The sequence below is a fragment of the Streptomyces sp. NPDC029836 genome (genome assembly GCF_055574495.1).
In genome coordinates this window covers 315,359-332,166 of the sequence record NZ_JBVHZI010000005.1, presented here as the reverse complement: position 1 = coordinate 332,166, position 16,808 = coordinate 315,359, and the positions used below count along the sequence as shown (strand labels likewise).

Annotated in this window: 11 protein-coding genes; 8 read left to right on the top strand and 3 right to left on the bottom strand. The window is 73.0% G+C overall.

Features of this window, described 5'->3' with window-relative positions; genetic code table 11:
• Positions 1 to 44 precede the first annotated feature (44 nt).
• The gene (locus ACZ4XJ_RS18015; RefSeq protein WP_468496764.1) at positions 45 to 401 is read right to left on the bottom strand and encodes an MGMT family protein; all 357 of its coding nucleotides are present in this window, start codon (positions 399 to 401) and stop codon (positions 45 to 47) included.
• A 110-nt stretch (positions 402 to 511) separates the two neighbouring features.
• On the opposite strand from ACZ4XJ_RS18015, the gene ACZ4XJ_RS18010 reads away from it, so the two are divergent.
• Positions 512 to 3,487: a lysylphosphatidylglycerol synthase transmembrane domain-containing protein gene (locus tag ACZ4XJ_RS18010; protein WP_468496715.1), complete on the top strand. Its 2,976-nt coding sequence runs from the start codon at positions 512 to 514 to the stop codon at positions 3,485 to 3,487.
• 47 nt (positions 3,488 to 3,534) lie between these two features.
• On the opposite strand, the gene ACZ4XJ_RS18005 is transcribed toward ACZ4XJ_RS18010, so the two are convergent.
• Positions 3,535 to 4,272 (bottom strand): YwiC-like family protein, encoded by a 738-nt coding sequence (locus tag ACZ4XJ_RS18005; RefSeq protein WP_468496714.1) that lies wholly within the window; start codon positions 4,270 to 4,272, stop codon positions 3,535 to 3,537.
• A 213-nt stretch (positions 4,273 to 4,485) separates the two neighbouring features.
• On the opposite strand from ACZ4XJ_RS18005, the gene ACZ4XJ_RS18000 reads away from it, so the two are divergent.
• The 7 genes from ACZ4XJ_RS18000 (at position 4,486) to ACZ4XJ_RS17970 (ending at position 15,516) form a co-directional block, all read left to right on the top strand.
• On the top strand, positions 4,486 to 8,232 hold the full coding sequence (locus ACZ4XJ_RS18000; protein WP_468496713.1) for a nitrate reductase subunit alpha: 3,747 nt from the start codon (positions 4,486 to 4,488) through the stop codon (positions 8,230 to 8,232).
• Between the two features lie 5 nt (positions 8,233 to 8,237).
• The gene (gene narH, locus ACZ4XJ_RS17995) at positions 8,238 to 9,767 is read left to right on the top strand and encodes a nitrate reductase subunit beta (RefSeq protein ID WP_468496712.1); all 1,530 of its coding nucleotides are present in this window, start codon (positions 8,238 to 8,240) and stop codon (positions 9,765 to 9,767) included.
• A complete protein-coding gene (narJ, locus tag ACZ4XJ_RS17990) occupies positions 9,764 to 10,480 on the top strand; it encodes a nitrate reductase molybdenum cofactor assembly chaperone (protein WP_468496711.1) in 717 nt (238 codons plus the stop codon). The genes narH and narJ overlap by 4 nt, the downstream gene beginning before the upstream one ends.
• Complete coding sequence (narI, locus tag ACZ4XJ_RS17985) at positions 10,480 to 11,205, top strand: respiratory nitrate reductase subunit gamma (RefSeq protein ID WP_468496710.1); 726 nt, start codon at positions 10,480 to 10,482, stop codon at positions 11,203 to 11,205. The genes narJ and narI overlap by 1 nt, the downstream gene beginning before the upstream one ends.
• Complete coding sequence (locus ACZ4XJ_RS17980) at positions 11,202 to 12,419, top strand: TIGR04053 family radical SAM/SPASM domain-containing protein (protein WP_468496709.1); 1,218 nt, start codon at positions 11,202 to 11,204, stop codon at positions 12,417 to 12,419. Before narI ends, ACZ4XJ_RS17980 begins: the two co-directional genes overlap by 4 nt.
• A 34-nt stretch (positions 12,420 to 12,453) precedes the next feature.
• Positions 12,454 to 13,833: a protoporphyrinogen oxidase gene (hemG, locus tag ACZ4XJ_RS17975; RefSeq protein ID WP_468496708.1), complete on the top strand. Its 1,380-nt coding sequence runs from the start codon at positions 12,454 to 12,456 to the stop codon at positions 13,831 to 13,833.
• A gap of 87 nt (positions 13,834 to 13,920) precedes the next feature.
• The gene (locus ACZ4XJ_RS17970; RefSeq protein WP_362877495.1) at positions 13,921 to 15,516 is read left to right on the top strand and encodes an alpha/beta hydrolase; all 1,596 of its coding nucleotides are present in this window, start codon (positions 13,921 to 13,923) and stop codon (positions 15,514 to 15,516) included.
• A 98-nt stretch (positions 15,517 to 15,614) separates the two neighbouring features.
• On the opposite strand, the gene moeZ is transcribed toward ACZ4XJ_RS17970, so the two are convergent.
• The gene (gene moeZ / locus ACZ4XJ_RS17965) at positions 15,615 to 16,793 is read right to left on the bottom strand and encodes an adenylyltransferase/sulfurtransferase MoeZ (RefSeq protein ID WP_281209676.1); all 1,179 of its coding nucleotides are present in this window, start codon (positions 16,791 to 16,793) and stop codon (positions 15,615 to 15,617) included.
• Positions 16,794 to 16,808: the final 15 nt, after the last annotated feature.

Genomic DNA, 16,808 nt, shown 5'->3' with positions numbered 1-16,808 from the left:
ACGGGCCTTCGACCGCCCGTCGGCGCTCCGCATGGCCGAAGCTGTCAGATGTGAGCCTCGTCGCCTCCGCCCCGCTCGTCACTCCCGTCCCAACGGGCCCGCCGCATGGCCAGCCGCGGTTCCCCGGCGGGCGTCTCGCGCAGCGGAGTGCCCTCGGTGCGGTAGCGCTCCAGGGCCCGCCGCTCGCTGCCGGGCAGGGGTCGGCCGTCCGCGCGCACGACCCGCCACCAGGGGACGGCCCCTCCGTACAGGGCCATGACGCGCCCGACTTGGCGGGGTCCGCCTTCGCCGAGCCACTCCGCGACGTCCCCGTACGTCATCACCCGGCCGGGCGGAATCCGTTCGGCCGCTTCCAGCACCCGCTCCGCGTAGTCGGGCAGCTCCTCGCTCATCCGGCCCATGCTGCCCGATGCCACCGACATCCGGACGGAAGCTTCGGTTCCATACCGGCGCGCACCCTGCTGCCCCGGCCGACCGCCGGTCCGTGCCACCATCTTCCGGGCGGTGACTGGTGATACGTGATCAAGAAGAGACGGATGTGACGGCGAAGGAGCAGGGTGTGAGCCCTCCGGACGGCAGTACGCCGGGCGCGGGCCGGGGCGGCCGCAAGGGCCGCGGCAAGGGCCGTCGTCGCGGCGGTCGCGCCGGTGACGGCGGGGACGCGGGCACAGGCCCCGCCCCCGGTCCGGACACCGCCGCCCCCGCCGAAGCGCGCCCCGGCACGCCCGCGGACGCGGGCGCCGGCGCGGCGTCGGGCACGGAACCCGGAACGGAACCCCACGCGGGCCCCGACAGCGCCGCGGTGCGCCCGGCCGGTGCCGCGCACCCCGCCGACGCCGGCCCCAGGGCCGACACCGACGACGACACCGACGACGACGCCCACCCCGACGACCCGCCCGGTCACCACCCCACCGCCGCCGACCGCGTCGAGGTGGACGAGCCGCTGCTCGCCGCCCGCGTGCACCGGCCCTCCGACCTCGTACGCCTCCTCGCCGGCATCCTCGGCATCGCCGTCGTCCTCGGCATCGCCGCCTTCGCGCACGCCACCACCGCGGGCCTGGAGCAGGACATCACCAAGGGCACCGGTCAGGCGCCCGACCTGTTGATCAAGGTCGCGGGCCTGGTGTCCTCGATCGCCGTGCTGCTGGTCCCGGTGGCCTTCGCCATCGAGCGGCTGATCAAACGCGACGGGCTGCGGATCGCCGACGGCGTCCTCGCGGCCGTCCTCGCGCACGGCGTCACCCTCGCCACCGACCTGTGGGTCTCGCAGGCGGCCTCCGCCACCGTCCAGGACGCCCTCACCCGGCCGACCGGGGTCGCCGGGGCCCTGACCGATCCGGTGCACGGCTACCTCGCGCCGGTGATCGCGTACATGACGGCCGTCGGGATGACCCGGCGGCCGCGCTGGCGGGTCGCGCTGTGGGTGGTCCTGCTGTTGGACGCCTTCGCGATGCTGGTCAGCGGCTACACCACGCCGTTCTCGATCATCCTGACCGTGCTGATCGGCTGGAGCGTCGCGTACGGCACCCTGTACGCGGTCGGCTCGCCGAACGTGCGGCCCACCGGGCAGAACCTCCTCGCCGGACTGCGCCGCGTCGGCTTCCAGCCGGTCAGCGCGATGCGCGCGGAGGCCCCCGACGGGGACGGCGCCGAAGCCGGTGACCGGGGGCGGCGCTACCACGTCACCCTGGAGGACGGGCCCGCCCTGGACGTCACCGTCGTGGACCGCGAACAGCAGGCGCAGGGCTTCTTCTACCGGGTGTGGCGCCGGCTGACCCTGCGCGGGATCACCACGCGGCGCAGCATCCAGTCCCTGCGCCAGGCGCTGGAGCAGGAGGCCCTGCTCGCGTACGCGGCCATCGCGGCCGGGGCGAACGCGCAGAAGCTGATCGCCACCTCCGAGTTGGGGCCGGACGCCGTGATGCTCGTCTACGAGCACCTGGGCGGGCGGAGCCTGGACGCGCTGTCCGACGAGGAGATCACCGACGAGCTGTCCCGCAACGCGTGGGAGCAGGTACGGGCCCTCCAGTCGCGGCGCATCGCGCACCGCCGGCTCACCGGGGACGCGTTGGTGGTGGATCGTTCCGGCAAGGTCATCCTCACCGACCTGCGGGGCGGCGAGATCGCGGCCGGTGACCTGGTGCTGCGGATGGACATCGCGCAGCTGCTGACGACGTTGGGCCTGCGGGTCGGGCCGGAGCGGTCGGTGGCCTCGGCGGTCTCGGTGCTCGGCCCCGACGCGGTGGCGGACTGTCTGCCGCTGCTCCAGCCGATCGCGCTGAGCCGCTCCACCCGCTCGACGCTGCGCAGGCTCGCCCGGGAACGGGCGGCCCGGGAGCGGGAGGCCGTACTGGAGTCCTCGCGGGCGGCGAAGGCCGAGCGCGAGGCGGGCGCCGAGCAGGCGGCCGCGTCGACCAGCCCGGCGGCCGAGCGCAAGGCGGAGAAGCGGGCGCTGGACGAGGCGTTGGAAGAGGCGCGGGAGGAGGACCTCCTCAGCCAGATCCGCCGGCAGGTGCTGCTCATCCGCCCGCAGGCGCCGGTGGAGCCGGCCCGGCTGGAGCGGATCAGACCGCGCACGCTGGTGTCGTTCATCGCGGCGGCGTTCGCGGCGTACTTCCTGTTGTCGCAGATCGCCGACCTGCAGCTCGGGACCATCATCTCGAACGCCCAGTGGGGCTGGGTCGGGGCGGCGCTGGCGTTCTCCGTGCTCAGCTACTTCGCCGCCGCGATGAGCCTGCTGGGCTTCGTACCCGAGCGGGTGCCGTTCCTGCGGACGGTGGTCGCCCAGGTGGCGGGCTCCTTCGTGAAGCTGGTGGCGCCGGCCGCGATCGGCGGCGTCGCGCTGAACACCCGCTTCCTCCAGCGGGCCGGGATCCGGCCGGGGCTGGCGGTGGCGAGCGTCGGCGCCTCGCAGCTGTTCGGACTGGCCAGCCACGTCCTGCTGCTGCTCGCGTTCGGCTACCTGACGGGCACCGAGAAGACCCCGGAGATGACGCCGTCCCGGGCGGTCATCGCGGGGCTGTTGACGGTCGCGGTGCTGGTGCTGGTGGTGACGGCGGTCCCGTTCCTGCGGAAGTTCGTCGTGACCCGGGTACGGGCCCTGTTCGCGGGCGTCGTCCCGCGCATGCTCGATGTCCTCCAGCGGCCCCAGAAGCTGCTGACCGGCATCGGCGGCATGCTGCTGCTGACCGGCTGCTTCGTCCTGTGCCTGGACGCCTCGATCCGGGCCGTCGGCGGCGGCGAGGACATCAGCTACGCGAGCATCGCGGTGGTCTTCCTCGCCGGCAACGCCCTGGGCTCGGCGGCCCCGACCCCGGGCGGCATCGGCGCGGTGGAGGCCGCGCTCGTGGTCGGCCTGGTCGCGGCCGGCCTGGACCGCGACATCGCCATCTCGGCGGTGCTCCTGTTCCGCACGATGACCTTCTGGCTCCCGGTCCTCCCGGGCTGGATCTCGTTCAACTTCCTGACCCGCAAGGAAGCCATCTAGCCCCCGGGCAGCCGGGCCGGCCCGGCCGGAACGGCCCGTACCGCCCCTCAGAACGCCAGGAACAGGGTGGTCAGGAGGGCTGCCGAGAGGGTGAGTTCGACCGCGCCGACCAGCGGGGGCTTCAGGCCTCGGCTCGGGAGGGCGGTCGCGCGGGCGAGGCAGGCCGCGAAGGGGAGGGCCAGCCAGGGGGACAGGGCGCTCGCCGCCGCCAGGGCCACCGCGTGGTGGGCGATCGAGCCGCGCCGGTACGCCCGGGAGCGGCGTTCGCGGATCATCGTCTTCACGTACGGCACGGTCCCCGCGAAGTACAGCAGGCAGGCCAGGGCCGGCCGCCACACCGCCCCGGGGTCCGCGCCGCCGAGCCGGGCCGCGACCAGCAGCATCCCGCAGGCCGGTACCACCGCGACCAGGCCGTTGACCAGCGCCCGCTCCCGGCCCCGCACCGCGTAGCGGGTGTTCACCGCGACGCAGGGCGCAGCCGCCGCGCCCGCGAGCAGCAGCCAGGGGTGGAGCGCCACCAGGGGTAGGCCCGCAGCCCCGGCGGCGGTGCCCAGGACCACCGCCGGACGGCCGTGCCGGGCGGCCGAGCGCAGGCCGCGCGCCCTGAGGCGCAGCCACTGTTGGGCGTGGAAGACGGCGGCGTACCCGAGGAGCCAGCCGACGAGGAGCAGGACGTGTGCGGCGCCGGGTCGGGGCGCGAGGAAGGTGCCCGCGAGGAAGGGCACCGCCAGCATCGCCCAGGCCCCGTGCTGGTCCGGGATCCAGCGGTATCCGTCGGCTGCCACCGCCGCGCCCTCCTCCTGGTGCCTGGTGCTGTGGCCGATCGCCGCGCGACCCCGCGCAGTTGAGGCCCCTACCAGGGTGGACCCGCTCGGCCCGCGAAAGTGTGGAAGGAGGTCACGGGTGGACGGGACCTTTGTCACCGGGTTGGCGCGCACGGCGGGCGTAGCGTCGATTCGGGGCCCGTTCCGTCCCGTTTCCCGCCCTGGAGGATCGTTGTGCACGAGCGTCGGAAGAGCTGGGGCAGCCAGGAGAACCAGGGTCGTCCCGAGGACCGGGCGCGGCCCGACCACCCGGACCGGGCGCGGCCCGAATACCGGGAACAGGCGCGGCCGAACGCCGTCGAGTCGCTCCTCCGGGCGGGCAGCTTCTTCACCCGCGCCGAAGTGTCCGACGACCTGCGTACGGTGCACCGGACGGGCGGCCGGGCCGCCGAGGCCTTCTACCGGGACCGGTGGAGCCACGACAAGGTCGTGCACTCCACGCACGGCGTGAACTGCACGGGTTCCTGCCGCTGGAAGGTGTTCGTCAAGGACGGGATCATCACCTGGGAGACCCAGGCGACCGACTACCCGTCCGTCGGTCCGGACCGCCCCGAGTACGAGCCGCGCGGCTGCCCGCGCGGTGCCTCGTTCTCCTGGTACTCCTACTCCCCCACCCGGGTCCGCTACCCGCTCGTGCGCGGCACGCTGCTGGAGATGTACCGCGAGGCCAAGGCCCGTCTGGGCGATCCGGTCGCCGCGTGGGCGGACGTCCAGGGCGATCCGGAGCGCCGCCGGGCGTACCAGCGGGCGCGCGGCAAGGGCGGTCTGGTGCGCGCCACGTGGGAGGAGGCGACCGAGATCATCGCCGCCGCGCACGTGCACACCATCGCGGAGCACGGCCCGGACCGGGTCGCCGGCTTCTCGCCGATCCCCGCGATGTCGATGGCCTCGCACGCGGCGGGCGCCCGCTTCCACTCGCTCATCGGCGCCCCGATGCTGAGCTTCTACGACTGGTACGCGGACCTCCCGGTGGCGTCGCCGCAGGTGTTCGGCGACCAGACGGACGTGCCCGAGTCGGGCGACTGGTGGGACGCGGCGTACCTGATGATGTGGGGCTCGAACGTCCCGGTGACCCGTACTCCGGACGCGCACTGGATGACGGAGGCCCGCTACCGGGGCCAGAAGGTCGTCACCGTCTCCCCGGACTTCGCGGACAACACGAAGTTCGCCGACGAGTGGATGCACCCGCACCCCGGCACGGACGGGGCGTTGGCCCTGGCGATGGGGCACGTCATCCTCAAGGAGTTCTTCGTGGAGAGGGAGACCCCCTTCTTCACCGACTACGTCCGCACGTACACGGACCTGCCGTTCCTGGTCTCGTTGACGGAAACCGAACGGGGCCTGGTGCCGGGCAAGTTCGTCACCGCGGCCGACCTCGGGCAGGACACCGAGAACGCCGAGTGGAAGACCGTGCTCGTCGACGACGCCACCGGTGAGCCGGTGGTGCCGAACGGCACGCTCGGGCACCGCTGGGGCAAGAACGAGACGCCCGAGTGGAACCTGGACCTCGGGGACACCGTGCCCCGGTTGTCCCTCCTCGGGGAGGGCGCGAGCGCCGAGATCGTCCTGCCGCGCTTCGAGGACGACGAGCGGGGCGCCGCCGTCCGTCGCGGGGTGCCGGTGCGGCGGCTCGGCGACCGGCTCGTGACCACCGTCTTCGACCTGATGCTGGCCCAGTACGGGGTCGGCCGCCCGGGCCTGCCCGGCGAGTGGCCCACCGGGTACGAGGACGCCTCGCAGCCCGGCACCCCCGGTTGGCAGGAGTCGCTGACCTCGGTGCCGGCCGCCCAGGCGGCGCGCGTGGCAAGGGAGTTCGCGGAGACGGCCGAGCGCTCCGGGGGCCGCTGCATGATCCTGATGGGGGCGGGCACCAACCACTGGTTCCACTCCGAGACCATCTACCGGTCCTTCCTGGCGCTGCTCACCCTCACAGGCTGCCAGGGCCGCAACGGCGGCGGTTGGGGGCACTACGTCGGGCAGGAGAAGTGCCGTCCGGTCACCGGCTGGGCCACCCTCGCGGCGGCCTCCGACTGGTCGCGGCCGCCGCGCCAGATGATCGGCGCGGCGTGGTTCTACCTGCACACCGACCAGTGGCGCTACGACACCCTGCCCGCCGAGGCGTTGGCCTCGCCGCTGGCGTCGGGGGCGTTCGCGGGGATGACGGGCGCGGACTGCCTGGCGGCGAGCGCCCGCATGGGGTGGATGCCCTCGTACCCGACCTTCGACCGCAACCCGTTGGAGCTGGCGGAGGCCGAGGACCCGGTCGGCGAAGCGGTGCGCCGGCTCCAGGACGGCACCCTGGGGTTCGCCGGCGAGGACCCGGACGCCCCGCGCAACTGGCCGCGGGTGCTCAACGTGTGGCGGGCCAACCTCCTCGGCTCCAGCTCCAAGGGCAACGAGTACTTCCTCAAGCACCTGCTGGGCACCCACTCCAACCTCCCGCAGGACGGCCCGCGTTGCGAGCCGAAGGACGTCACCTACCGGGAGGCGGACGTCGAGGGGAAGCTGGACCTGCTGATGTCCATGGACTTCCGGATGACGTCCACGACGCTGCTCTCCGACGTGGTCCTCCCGGCGGCCACCTGGTACGAGAAGCACGACCTGTCCTCGACGGACATGCACCCCTTCCTGCACGCGTTCACCCCGGCCGTGGACCCGCCCTGGCAGGCCCGTTCCGACTACGACGCCTTCCTCGCGATCGCCCGCCGCTTCGGCGAGCTGGCCGGGCCCCGGCTCGGCGTCCGCAAGGACCTCGTCGCGACCGCGCTCCAACACGACACGGCGGGCGGCGAGATGGCCCAGCCGGGCGGGGTGGCCCTGGACTGGTCGAAGGGCGAGTGCCCGCCCGTACCGGGGCGGACCATGTACGACCTGACGGTCGTCGAGCGGGACTACGGGGCGGTCGGCGAGAAGTTCGCCGCGCTCGGCCCGCTCGTGGAGCGGCTCGGCGTGACGACGAAGGCCATCACCTACGACGTCGCCGAGGAGGTCACCTACCTCGGCGAGAAGAACGGCCTGGTCAGGGGTGGGGTGGCGGACGGCCGCCCGCGTCTGGACACGGCCCGGCGGGCCTGCGAGGCGATCCTCTCCCTGTCCGGCACGTCCAACGGGCGGCTGGCGACCCAGGGGTTCGAGACGCTGGAGAGGAAGGTCGGCACGCACATGGCGCACCTGGCCGCCGAGGCCGAGGGCAAGCGGATCACCTTCGCGGACACCCAGGCCCGGCCCGTCCCGGTGATCACCTCGCCCGAGTGGTCGGGTTCGGAGGCCGGCGGGCGCCGCTACACGGCCTTCACCGTGAACACCGAGCACCTCAAGCCCTGGCACACCCTCACCGGCCGCCAGCACTTCTTCCTCGACCACGACTGGCTGCACGAGGTCGGCGAGTCCCTCCCCGTCTACAAGCCGCCGCTGAACATGCACACCCTCTACGGGGAGCCCGAGTTGGGCGTCGTCGACGGCAAGACCGTCGCCGTCCGCTACCTGACCCCGCACAACAAGTGGGCGATCCACAGCCAGTACCAGGACAACCTGTACATGATGACGCTCGGTCGGGGCGGTCAGACGGTGTGGATGTCCCCGCAGGACGCCGAGGCGATCGGGGTCGCGGACAACGACTGGATCGAGGCGGTCAACCGCAACGGGGTGGTCACCGCCCGCGCGATCGTCTCCCACAAGATGCCGCCCGGCACGGTCTACATGAACCACGCGCAGGAGCGGACGGTCGGCGTCCCGAAGACGGAGAGGACCGGCCGTCGCGGCGGCATCCACAACTCGCTGACCCGGGTGATGCTCAAGCCCACCCACCTGATCGGCGGCTACGCCCAGCTGACCTGGGCCTTCAACTACCTCGGCCCGACCGGGAACCAGCGCGACGAGGTGACGGTCATCCGCCGCCGCGACCAGAACGTGGAGTACTGATCCGCATGCGCGTCATGGCACAGATCGCGATGGTGATGAACCTCGACAAGTGCATCGGCTGTCACACCTGTTCGGTCACCTGCAAGCAGGCGTGGACCAATCGGCAGGGCACCGAGTACGTCTGGTTCAACAACGTGGAGACCCTCCCCGGCCAGGGCTACCCGCGCCGCTGGGAGGACCAGGAGAAGTGGAAGGGCGGCTGGGAGCGCACCCGTTCCGGCCGGCTGCGGCTGCGGGCGGGCGGCCGGCTCGCCAAGCTCGGCAAGATCTTCGCGAACCCGGACCTGCCGGGGATCGACGACTACTACCAGCCGTGGACCTACGAGTACAAGAACCTCACCGAGGCCCCCGCCGGCGACGACATGCCCACGGCCCGGCCCGTCTCCCAGCTCACGGGCGAGCCCATCGACACGATCGAATGGGGTCCGAACTGGGACGACAACCTCGGCGGCGCCCCCGCGCACGCGCCGAAGGACCCCATGGTGGAGAAGATCCGCGACGAGGTCGGCGAGAAGATCCGCTTCGAGTTCGAACAGAGCTTCATGTTCTACCTCCCGCGGATCTGCGAGCACTGCCTGAACCCGGCGTGCGTCTCCTCCTGCCCCTCGGGCGCGATGTACAAGCGCGAGGAGGACGGCATCGTCCTCGTCGACCAGGACCGCTGCCGCGGCTGGCGGATGTGCGTGACGGGCTGCCCGTACAAGAAGGTGTACTTCAACCACCACACCGGCAAGGCCGAGAAGTGCACGTTCTGCTTCCCGCGCATCGAGGTCGGCATGCCCACCGTGTGCTCCGAGACCTGCGTGGGCCGGATGCGCTACCTCGGCGTGATGCTCTACGACGCCGACGCGGTGGCGCGGGCCGCGGCCGTCGAGGACGAGCACGACCTGTACCCCGCCCAGCTGGACTGCTTCCTGGACCCCCACGACCCGGCCGTGGCCGCGGCCGCCCGGGCGGCCGGCATCACGGACGAGTGGCTGGAGGCGGCCCGCCGGTCCCCCGTGTACGACCTGATCGCCGGCTACCAGGTCGCCCTGCCCCTGCATCCGGAGTACCGCACCCTCCCGATGGTCTGGTACGTCCCCCCGCTGTCCCCCGTCGTCGAGGCGGTCGCCGCCACCGGCAGCGACGGCGAGGACGCGGGCAACCTGTTCGGGGCGATCGACGCGCTGCGCATCCCCGTCGCGTACCTGGCGGCGATCCTCACGGCGGGCGACACGTACGCCGTCGAGGCGGTGTTGCGCCGGATGGCGGCCATGCGGGCCCACATGCGGAAGATCAACCTCGGCGAGCCGAAGGACGAGTCGATCGCCGCCGCGGTCGGGCTGACCGGCCGCGAGATGGAGGACATGTTCCGGCTGCTGGCCATCGCCAAGATCGAGGACCGGTACGTGGTCCCCACGGCCGCCCGCCCCGACGCCGACGCGCTCGCCGACACCCACCCGCTCGACGCCGGCTGCCCCGTGGCCGGGCCCGCCGAACCCGCCGAGCGCCGCGTGATGCTCAACCTCAGCCCCACCAGGAGGAGTTCGTGAACCCCCATGGCCTGGTACGCCTGGTCGCCGGCCGCGCCCTGCAGTACCCGGGCGAGCACTTCCACGACGAGCTCCCCCGGCTCCGGGCGGCCCTCGCCGGGGCACCCGCCCAACCGGCCGCGCTGCTCGGCGCGTTCCTCGACCACACCGAGCGGCTCGGCCCGATCGAGCTGTGCGCCGAGTACACCGCCACGTTCGACACCCGCAACCGGCGCTGCCTCTACCTGACCTGGTGGACCGACGGCGACACGCGCCGGCGCGGCCTGTCCCTCGTCCGCCTGAAGCGGATCTACCGGGACTTCGGGCTGGAGTTCGCCGGCGAGGAGCTGCCCGACTTCCTCCCGGTGGCGCTGGAGTTCGCGGCGCTGCGGGAGGAGGCCGGCACCGAGCTGCTCCAGGAGCACCGGGCCGGGCTGGAGCTGCTGCGCCTGGCGCTCACCGAGTCCGGGTCCCCGTACGCCCGGGTCCTGGAGGCCGTCTGCGCCGCGCTGCCCGGCACCTCGCCGCGGACCCGGGCGGCGGCCAGGGCGCTGGCGCGCAACGGGCCGCCGCAGGAGCTGGTGGGCGCGGGTTCGGCCCTCGAACCCTTCGGCCCGGGCATCGACCCGCCACAGGAGCTGCCGGCGGACTTCCCCGCGGTGCTCGCGGGCGGCCTTCCCGCGGGTCGGACCGCCGACCTGCCCTGGCCCACCACCGGAAGGAGGACGGCCTGATGGACCTCCTGCTGTGGGGCGTGCTGCCGTACGTCTCGATCGCCCTGCTCGTCGCGGGCACCGCCTGGCGGGCCCGGTACGACCAGTTCGGCTGGACCACCCGCTCCTCCCAGTCGCACGAGTCCCGGCTGCTGCGGATCGGCTCCCCGCTGTTCCACTTCGGCATGCTGTTCGTCGTCGTGGGCCACGTCGTCGGCCTGCTGATCCCGATGGACTGGACCGACGCCCTCGGGCTGAGCGACCACGCCTACCACCTCCTCGCCGTCTCCACCGGCGCCGTCGCGGGCGTCGCGGCCGCCGCGGGCATCGGGATCCTGGTGTACCGCCGGTTCACGGTCCCGGCGGTCCGCCGGGCGACCCTGCGCGGCGACCACCTGATGTACACCTTCCTGCTCGGCGCGATGGCCCTGGGGCTGACCGCCACCCTCCTCAACTCGACCGGGCAGACCGGCGGTTACAACTACCGCGAGGGCATCTCGATCTGGTTCCGCAGCCTGTTCACCCTCACGCCCGACTACGCGTTGATGGCCGGCGCCCCGCTGGTCTTCAAACTGCACGTCCTGTTCGGCCTCACCCTGTTCGCGCTGATCCCGTACTCGCGGCTGGTGCACATGTTCTCCGCGCCGCTGAAGTACCTGGTCCGGCCCTACGTGGTCTACCGGCGGCGCGATCCCCGACAGCAGGCGAACCGGCCGCCGAGGCGGGGCTGGGAGCGACTGTCGTGAAGCGGCCCACCGTCGTGCGCCGGCCCCGGCACGCGGTCGCCGAGCGTCCCTTCCTCGTCATCTGGGAGGCCACCCGGGCCTGCCCGCTGGCCTGCCAGCACTGCCGGGCCGAGGCCCTGACGGCCCGCGACCCCCGGGAGCTGGACGGGGCGGACGCCCGGCGGGTGATGGAGCAGAGCGCCGCCTTCGGCCGGCCCGGTCCGCTGTTCGTGATCACCGGCGGGGACCCCTTCCAGCGCGCCGACCTCACGGACCTGATCGCGTACGGGACCTCGCTCGGGCTGCGGGTCGCCGTCTCCCCCTCCGGGACCCCGACCCTGACCCGGGAGAACCTCGAAGCCGTCCGGGACGCCGGCGCGGTGGCCCTGTCGCTGTCCCTGGACGCCTCCACCGCCGCCCGGCACGACGCCTTCCGGGGCGTCCCCGGCGTGTACGAGCGGACCCTCCAGGGCTGGCGAACCGCCCGCGAGCTGGGCTTGAAGGTGCAGGTCAACACCACGGTCACGCGCGCGGGCCTGGAGGACCTCGCCGACATCGCGGCCCTCGTCCGGCGCGAGGGCGCGATGCTGTGGTCGGGGTTCCTGCTGGTGCCGACCGGGCGGGCGCGGAGCATGGACCCGCTGGCCCCGGCGGAGATCGAGGACGTCCTGCACTTCCTGTACGACTGCGGCGCGGTGATGGCCACCAAGACCACCGAGGGCCACCACTTCCGCCGGGTCGCGCTCCAGCGGAGCGTGCTCGACGCGCGCGGCGAGCGCCCCGCCCTCGGTCCGCTGTACGAGCGGCTGCGCGCCCGCGCCGACGACCTCGGGCTCTTCGCGGGCGCGCGACGGGCCGTGCGGCGGGCCCCGATGGACGTCTCCTCGGGGCGCGGCTTCGTCTTCGTCTCGCACACCGGCGAGGTGCACCCGAGCGGTTTCCTGCCGCTGTCCGGCGGCAACGTCAAGGACCGCGCGCTGGCCTCGGTCTACCGGGAGTCGGAGCTGTTCACCTCGCTGCGCGATCCGGCGCTGCTGCGCGGCCGGTGCGGGGCGTGCGAGTACAAGGCGGTGTGCGGGGGCTCGCGGTCGCGGGCGTACGGCGCCACCGGGGACGTGCTGGCGGCGGATCCGTACTGCGCGTACGAGCCGGGCAGCTTCCCGTACCCGCGGGACGTGGCGGCCCTGACCGAAAGCACGATGCGCCGCACCCCACCCGTCCCATATGTTCAATGAGGGAACATATCGCCCACGGCCGCAGGAGAAGACAATGCGTTCAGCGATCGTCGTCGGTGGCGGCATCAGCGGTCTCGCGGCCGCCTGGCAACTGCGCGGCCGCGCGGACGTCACCGTGCTGGAGGGCCAGGCCCGGGTCGGCGGCAAGCTGCGTACGGGCACCCTCGCCGGCGTCACCGTCGACGAGGGCGCCGAATCGTTGATGGCGCTGCGACCGGAGGCCGTGGAACTGGCCGCGGCCGTCGGCCTCGGCAACGCCCTGTGCGACCCGGCGCGGTCTCCCACCACCGTCTGGACCCACGGCGCCCTGCGCCCGCTGCCCGCCGGGCACGTCATGGGCATCCCCACCGACCCCGGCGCCCTGACCGGCACCGGCCTGCTCTCCCCGGAGGGCGTCCGGCGGGCCGAGGCGGAGGAGACCCTGCCGGCCGCCCCGCTCACCGCGGACTGCTCCGTCGGCGCCTACCTCGGCGCCCGCCTCGGCCGGGAGGCCGTCGACCGCCTGGTCGAACCCCTGCTGGGCGGGGTCTACGCCGGCCGCGCCGACCGCCTCTCGCTGCGCGCGGCCATGCCCCGCGTCGCCGCCCTCGCCGAACAGGGCACCCCGCTGCTGCCCGCCCTGCGCCGGATGCGGGCCGCGGGCGCCCCCCGCTCGGCCGCGGTGGCCGTACAGGGCGTGGCCGGCGGCACGGGCCGCTTCCCGCAGGCCGTGGCGCGGGCCTGCGGCGCGCGCATCCTCACCTCCACCACGGCCCGCTCGCTGCACCGGCTGCCGGGCGGCGGCTGGCGCGTCCACGCGATGACCTCCGACGGCCCGCTGACCATGGACGCCGACGCCGTGATCCTCGCGCTCCCCGCCTTCGCCGCCGCCAAACTGCTGCGCCCCCATTCCCCCCTCGCCGAGGAGGAGCTCGCGGGCATCGCGCACGCCTCCACCGCCGTCGTCACCATGGCCTTCTCCCGGGCGCGGTCCCACTTCCTGCCCGAGGGCAACGGCTTCCTCGTCCCGCCCGTGGACGGCCACGCCCTCAAGGCCGCCTCGTTCCTCTCCAACAAGTGGGCGTGGCCGCACGACTCGGCCCCCTCGGTGTTCGTGCTCCGCGCCTCCATCGGCCGGATCGGCGAGGACGAGGTGCTGGACCGGCCCGACCGACACCTGGTGCGCACCGCCATCGCCGAACTCCACCACGCGGTGGGCCCCATGGGCGAACCCCTGGCCGCCCGCGTCACCCGCTGGGACCGGGGCCTGCCGCAGTACGGCGTCGGCCACCGGGAGCGGGTGACGCGCATCCGCGAGGCCGTCGGCAAGCTCCCCGGCCTCACGGTGTGCGGAGCGGCGTACGAGGGCGTGGGCGTCGCGGCCTGCGTGGCGACGGGCCGCAACGCCGCGAAGGAGATCCTGGCCGACGACTGACCCCGACACGGGCAGGGCGGGGCCGTCGGACCCCCGAACGGCCCACGGCGCGGGCGGAGCCGCCACGGCCCCCGCAGGATGGGGAACATGCCGAGAAACGCCCTGCGGAACGCCGCTGCCGCCGCCCTCGCCGCCGCGCTGCTCACCACCGCCGCCTGTTCCGACGGGGGCGACGCGAAGAAACCGGGGGCCGACGGCTCCGGCGACGTGAAGCCCCTCAAGTGGGGCGAGTGCGACGCCCCCACCGCGCTCCAGGGCGGCGGTCCGACGCCCGGCAAGGACTGGCAGTGCGCCACCCTCGACGTGCCCCTGGACTACGCGGATCCCGGGGGCGAGACGATCCCGATCGCGCTGATCCGCGCCAAGGCCCGGGACCCGAAGAACCGGATCGGCTCGCTCGTCTTCAACTTCGGCGGCCCGGGCGGCTCCGGCATCGCGACGCTGCCCGGCGCGGCCAAGGAGTTCGACGCCCTGCGCGACCGCTACGACCTGGTCAGCTTCGACCCCCGGGGCGTGGGCGCCAGCGCCCCCGTCAAGTGCGAGACCGACAAGCAACTGGACGCGTACTACGCCCAGGACTCCTCCCCGGTCACCCCGGCGCAGGAGACGGCGTACCTGGACGGCATCAAGAAGTACCAGAAGGCCTGCCGGACGAACTCGGGCCAGGTCCTGCCGTACGTCGGTACCGAGAACGCCGCCCGCGACCTGGACCGGATCCGCCAGGCCCTCGGCGACGAGAAGCTGAACTACTTCGGCATCTCCTACGGCACCGAACTCGGCGGGGTCTACGCCCACCTCTTCCCCAAGAACGTCGGCCGGGCCGTCTTCGACGCCGTGGTGGACCCGACGCAGACCTCCGAGCAGGGCTCCCTCGGCCAGGCCAAGGGCTTCCAGCTCGCCCTCGGCAACTTCGCGCAGGACTGCGTGGACCGGGGCGACGCCTGCGCGCTCCAGGGCAGCACCGCCAAGGAGATCGAGGACAACGTCATCAAGCTGCAGAAGTCGCTGGCCGCCAAGCCCATCGCCGGCATCGGCGACCGGCAGCTCACGGAGAGCGCCGCGACCAACGGCATCGCGCAGGCCCTGTACTCCAAGGAGCTGTGGCCGCTGCTGGAACAGGGCCTCGACGAGGCGGAGGGCGGCCAGGGCCAGCTGCTGATGGCCCTGTCCGATTCCCTCAACGGGCGTGATCAGGAAGGGCGTTACAGCAACATCATGGCCGCCAACACGGCCATCAACTGCGCCGACTCCAAGGAGCGCCACACCCTGGAGCAGACCAGGGCCAAGCTCCCCGAGTTCCGCGCGGCCTCGCCCGTCTTCGGGGACTTCCTCGGCTGGGCCATGCTGAGCTGCACCGACTGGCCCGTGGCGGGCGCCTGGGACACCCCGGACGTCTCCGCCCCCGGCTCCGCCCCGATCCTGGTGATCGGCAACACCGGCGACCCGGCGACCCCGTACGAGGGCGCCCGCAAGATGGTGGAGCGCCTCGGTGCGGGCGTGGGCGTGGAGCTGACGTACAAGGGCGAGGGGCACGGCGCGTACAACAGCGGCGACCCCTGCGTGCAGAAGGCGGTGAACGGCTACCTGTTGGACGGGAAGGTACCGACCGCCAACTCGGTCTGCACGGCGGCCCCGGACGCCACGAAGACCCCGGACGGACCGCAGGCCTCGGAGAGCACCTGAGCCGGTGACCCCGCCGCCTCCCGGGAACCCGAACGGGGCCGTACCGCGCGGACGCGGTACGACCCCGTCGGGGCGTTCGGGGGACCGGGGGGGTCGCCCTAGTAGATCGGCTTCTCCGGCTCGATCTGGTGGACCCAGCCGATGACGCCGCCACCGACGTGCACCGCGTCCGCGAAGCCCGCGGACTTCAGGACGGCGAGGACCTCCGCACTGCGGACACCCGTCTTGCAGTGCAGGACGATGCGCTTGTCCTGGGGCAGGTCCTGGAGGGCCGTGCCCATCAGGAACTCGCCCTTGGGGATCAGCTTCGCGCCGGGGATCGAGACGATCTCGTACTCGTTGATCTCACGGACGTCGATGATCTCGATCGGCTCGTCGTTGTCGATCCACTCCTTGAGCTGCTTGGGAGTGATCGTCGAACCCGCGGCGGCCTCCTGGGCCTCCTCCGACACGACGCCGCAGAAGGCCTCGTAGTCGATGAGCTCCTTGACGGTCGCGTTCGGACCGCACACCGCGCAGTCGGGGTCCTTGCGGACCTTGACCTGGCGGTACTGCATCTCCAGGGCGTCGTAGATCATCAGGCGGCCGACCAGCGGCTCGCCCACGCCCGTGAGGACCTTGATGGCCTCGGTGACCTGGATGGACCCGATGGACGCGCAGAGCACGCCCAGCACGCCGCCCTCGGCGCAGCTCGGGACCATGCCCGGCGGCGGCGGCTCCGGGTACAGGCAGCGGTAGCACGGCCCGTGCTCGGACCAGAAGACCGAGGCCTGACCGTCGAAGCGGTAGATCGAACCCCACACGTACGGCTTGTTCAGCAGCACGCAGGCGTCGTTGACCAGGTAACGGGTGGCGAAGTTGTCCGTGCCGTCGACGATGAGGTCGTACTGGCTGAAGATCTCCATCACGTTCTCGGCTTCGAGCCGCTCTTCGTGAAGGACCACGTTGACGTACGGGTTGATGCCCAGCACGCTGTCGCGCGCCGACGCGGCCTTGGAACGGCCGATGTCCGCCTGGCTGTGGATGATCTGGCGCTGCAGGTTCGACTCGTCGACCTCGTCGAACTCCACGATGCCCAGCGTGCCGACGCCGGCCGCGGCCAGGTACATGAGGGCGGGCGAGCCGAGACCGCCGGCGCCCACCGCGAGCACCTTGGCGTTCTTCAGGCGCTTCTGCCCGTCCATCCCGACATCGGGAATGATCAGGTGACGGGAGTACCGACGGACCTCGTCAACGGTGAGCTCAGCAGCTGGCTCTACCAGGGGTGGCAGCGACACGGGGGCTCCAGGCGG

What these genes read in the sequence shown, in the direction of transcription:
- narI (WP_468496710.1), top strand. Translation starts at nt 10,480, where the DNA reads ATGGACCTCCTGCTGTGGGGCGTGCTGCCGTACGTCTCGATCGCCCTG.
- hemG (WP_468496708.1), top strand. Translation starts at nt 12,454, where the DNA reads ATGCGTTCAGCGATCGTCGTCGGTGGCGGCATCAGCGGTCTCGCGGCC.
- ACZ4XJ_RS17970 (WP_362877495.1), top strand. Translation starts at nt 13,921, where the DNA reads ATGCCGAGAAACGCCCTGCGGAACGCCGCTGCCGCCGCCCTCGCCGCC.
- narH (WP_468496712.1), top strand. Translation starts at nt 8,238, where the DNA reads ATGCGCGTCATGGCACAGATCGCGATGGTGATGAACCTCGACAAGTGC.
- ACZ4XJ_RS18015 (WP_468496764.1), bottom strand. Translation starts at nt 401, where the DNA reads ATGGGCCGGATGAGCGAGGAGCTGCCCGACTACGCGGAGCGGGTGCTG.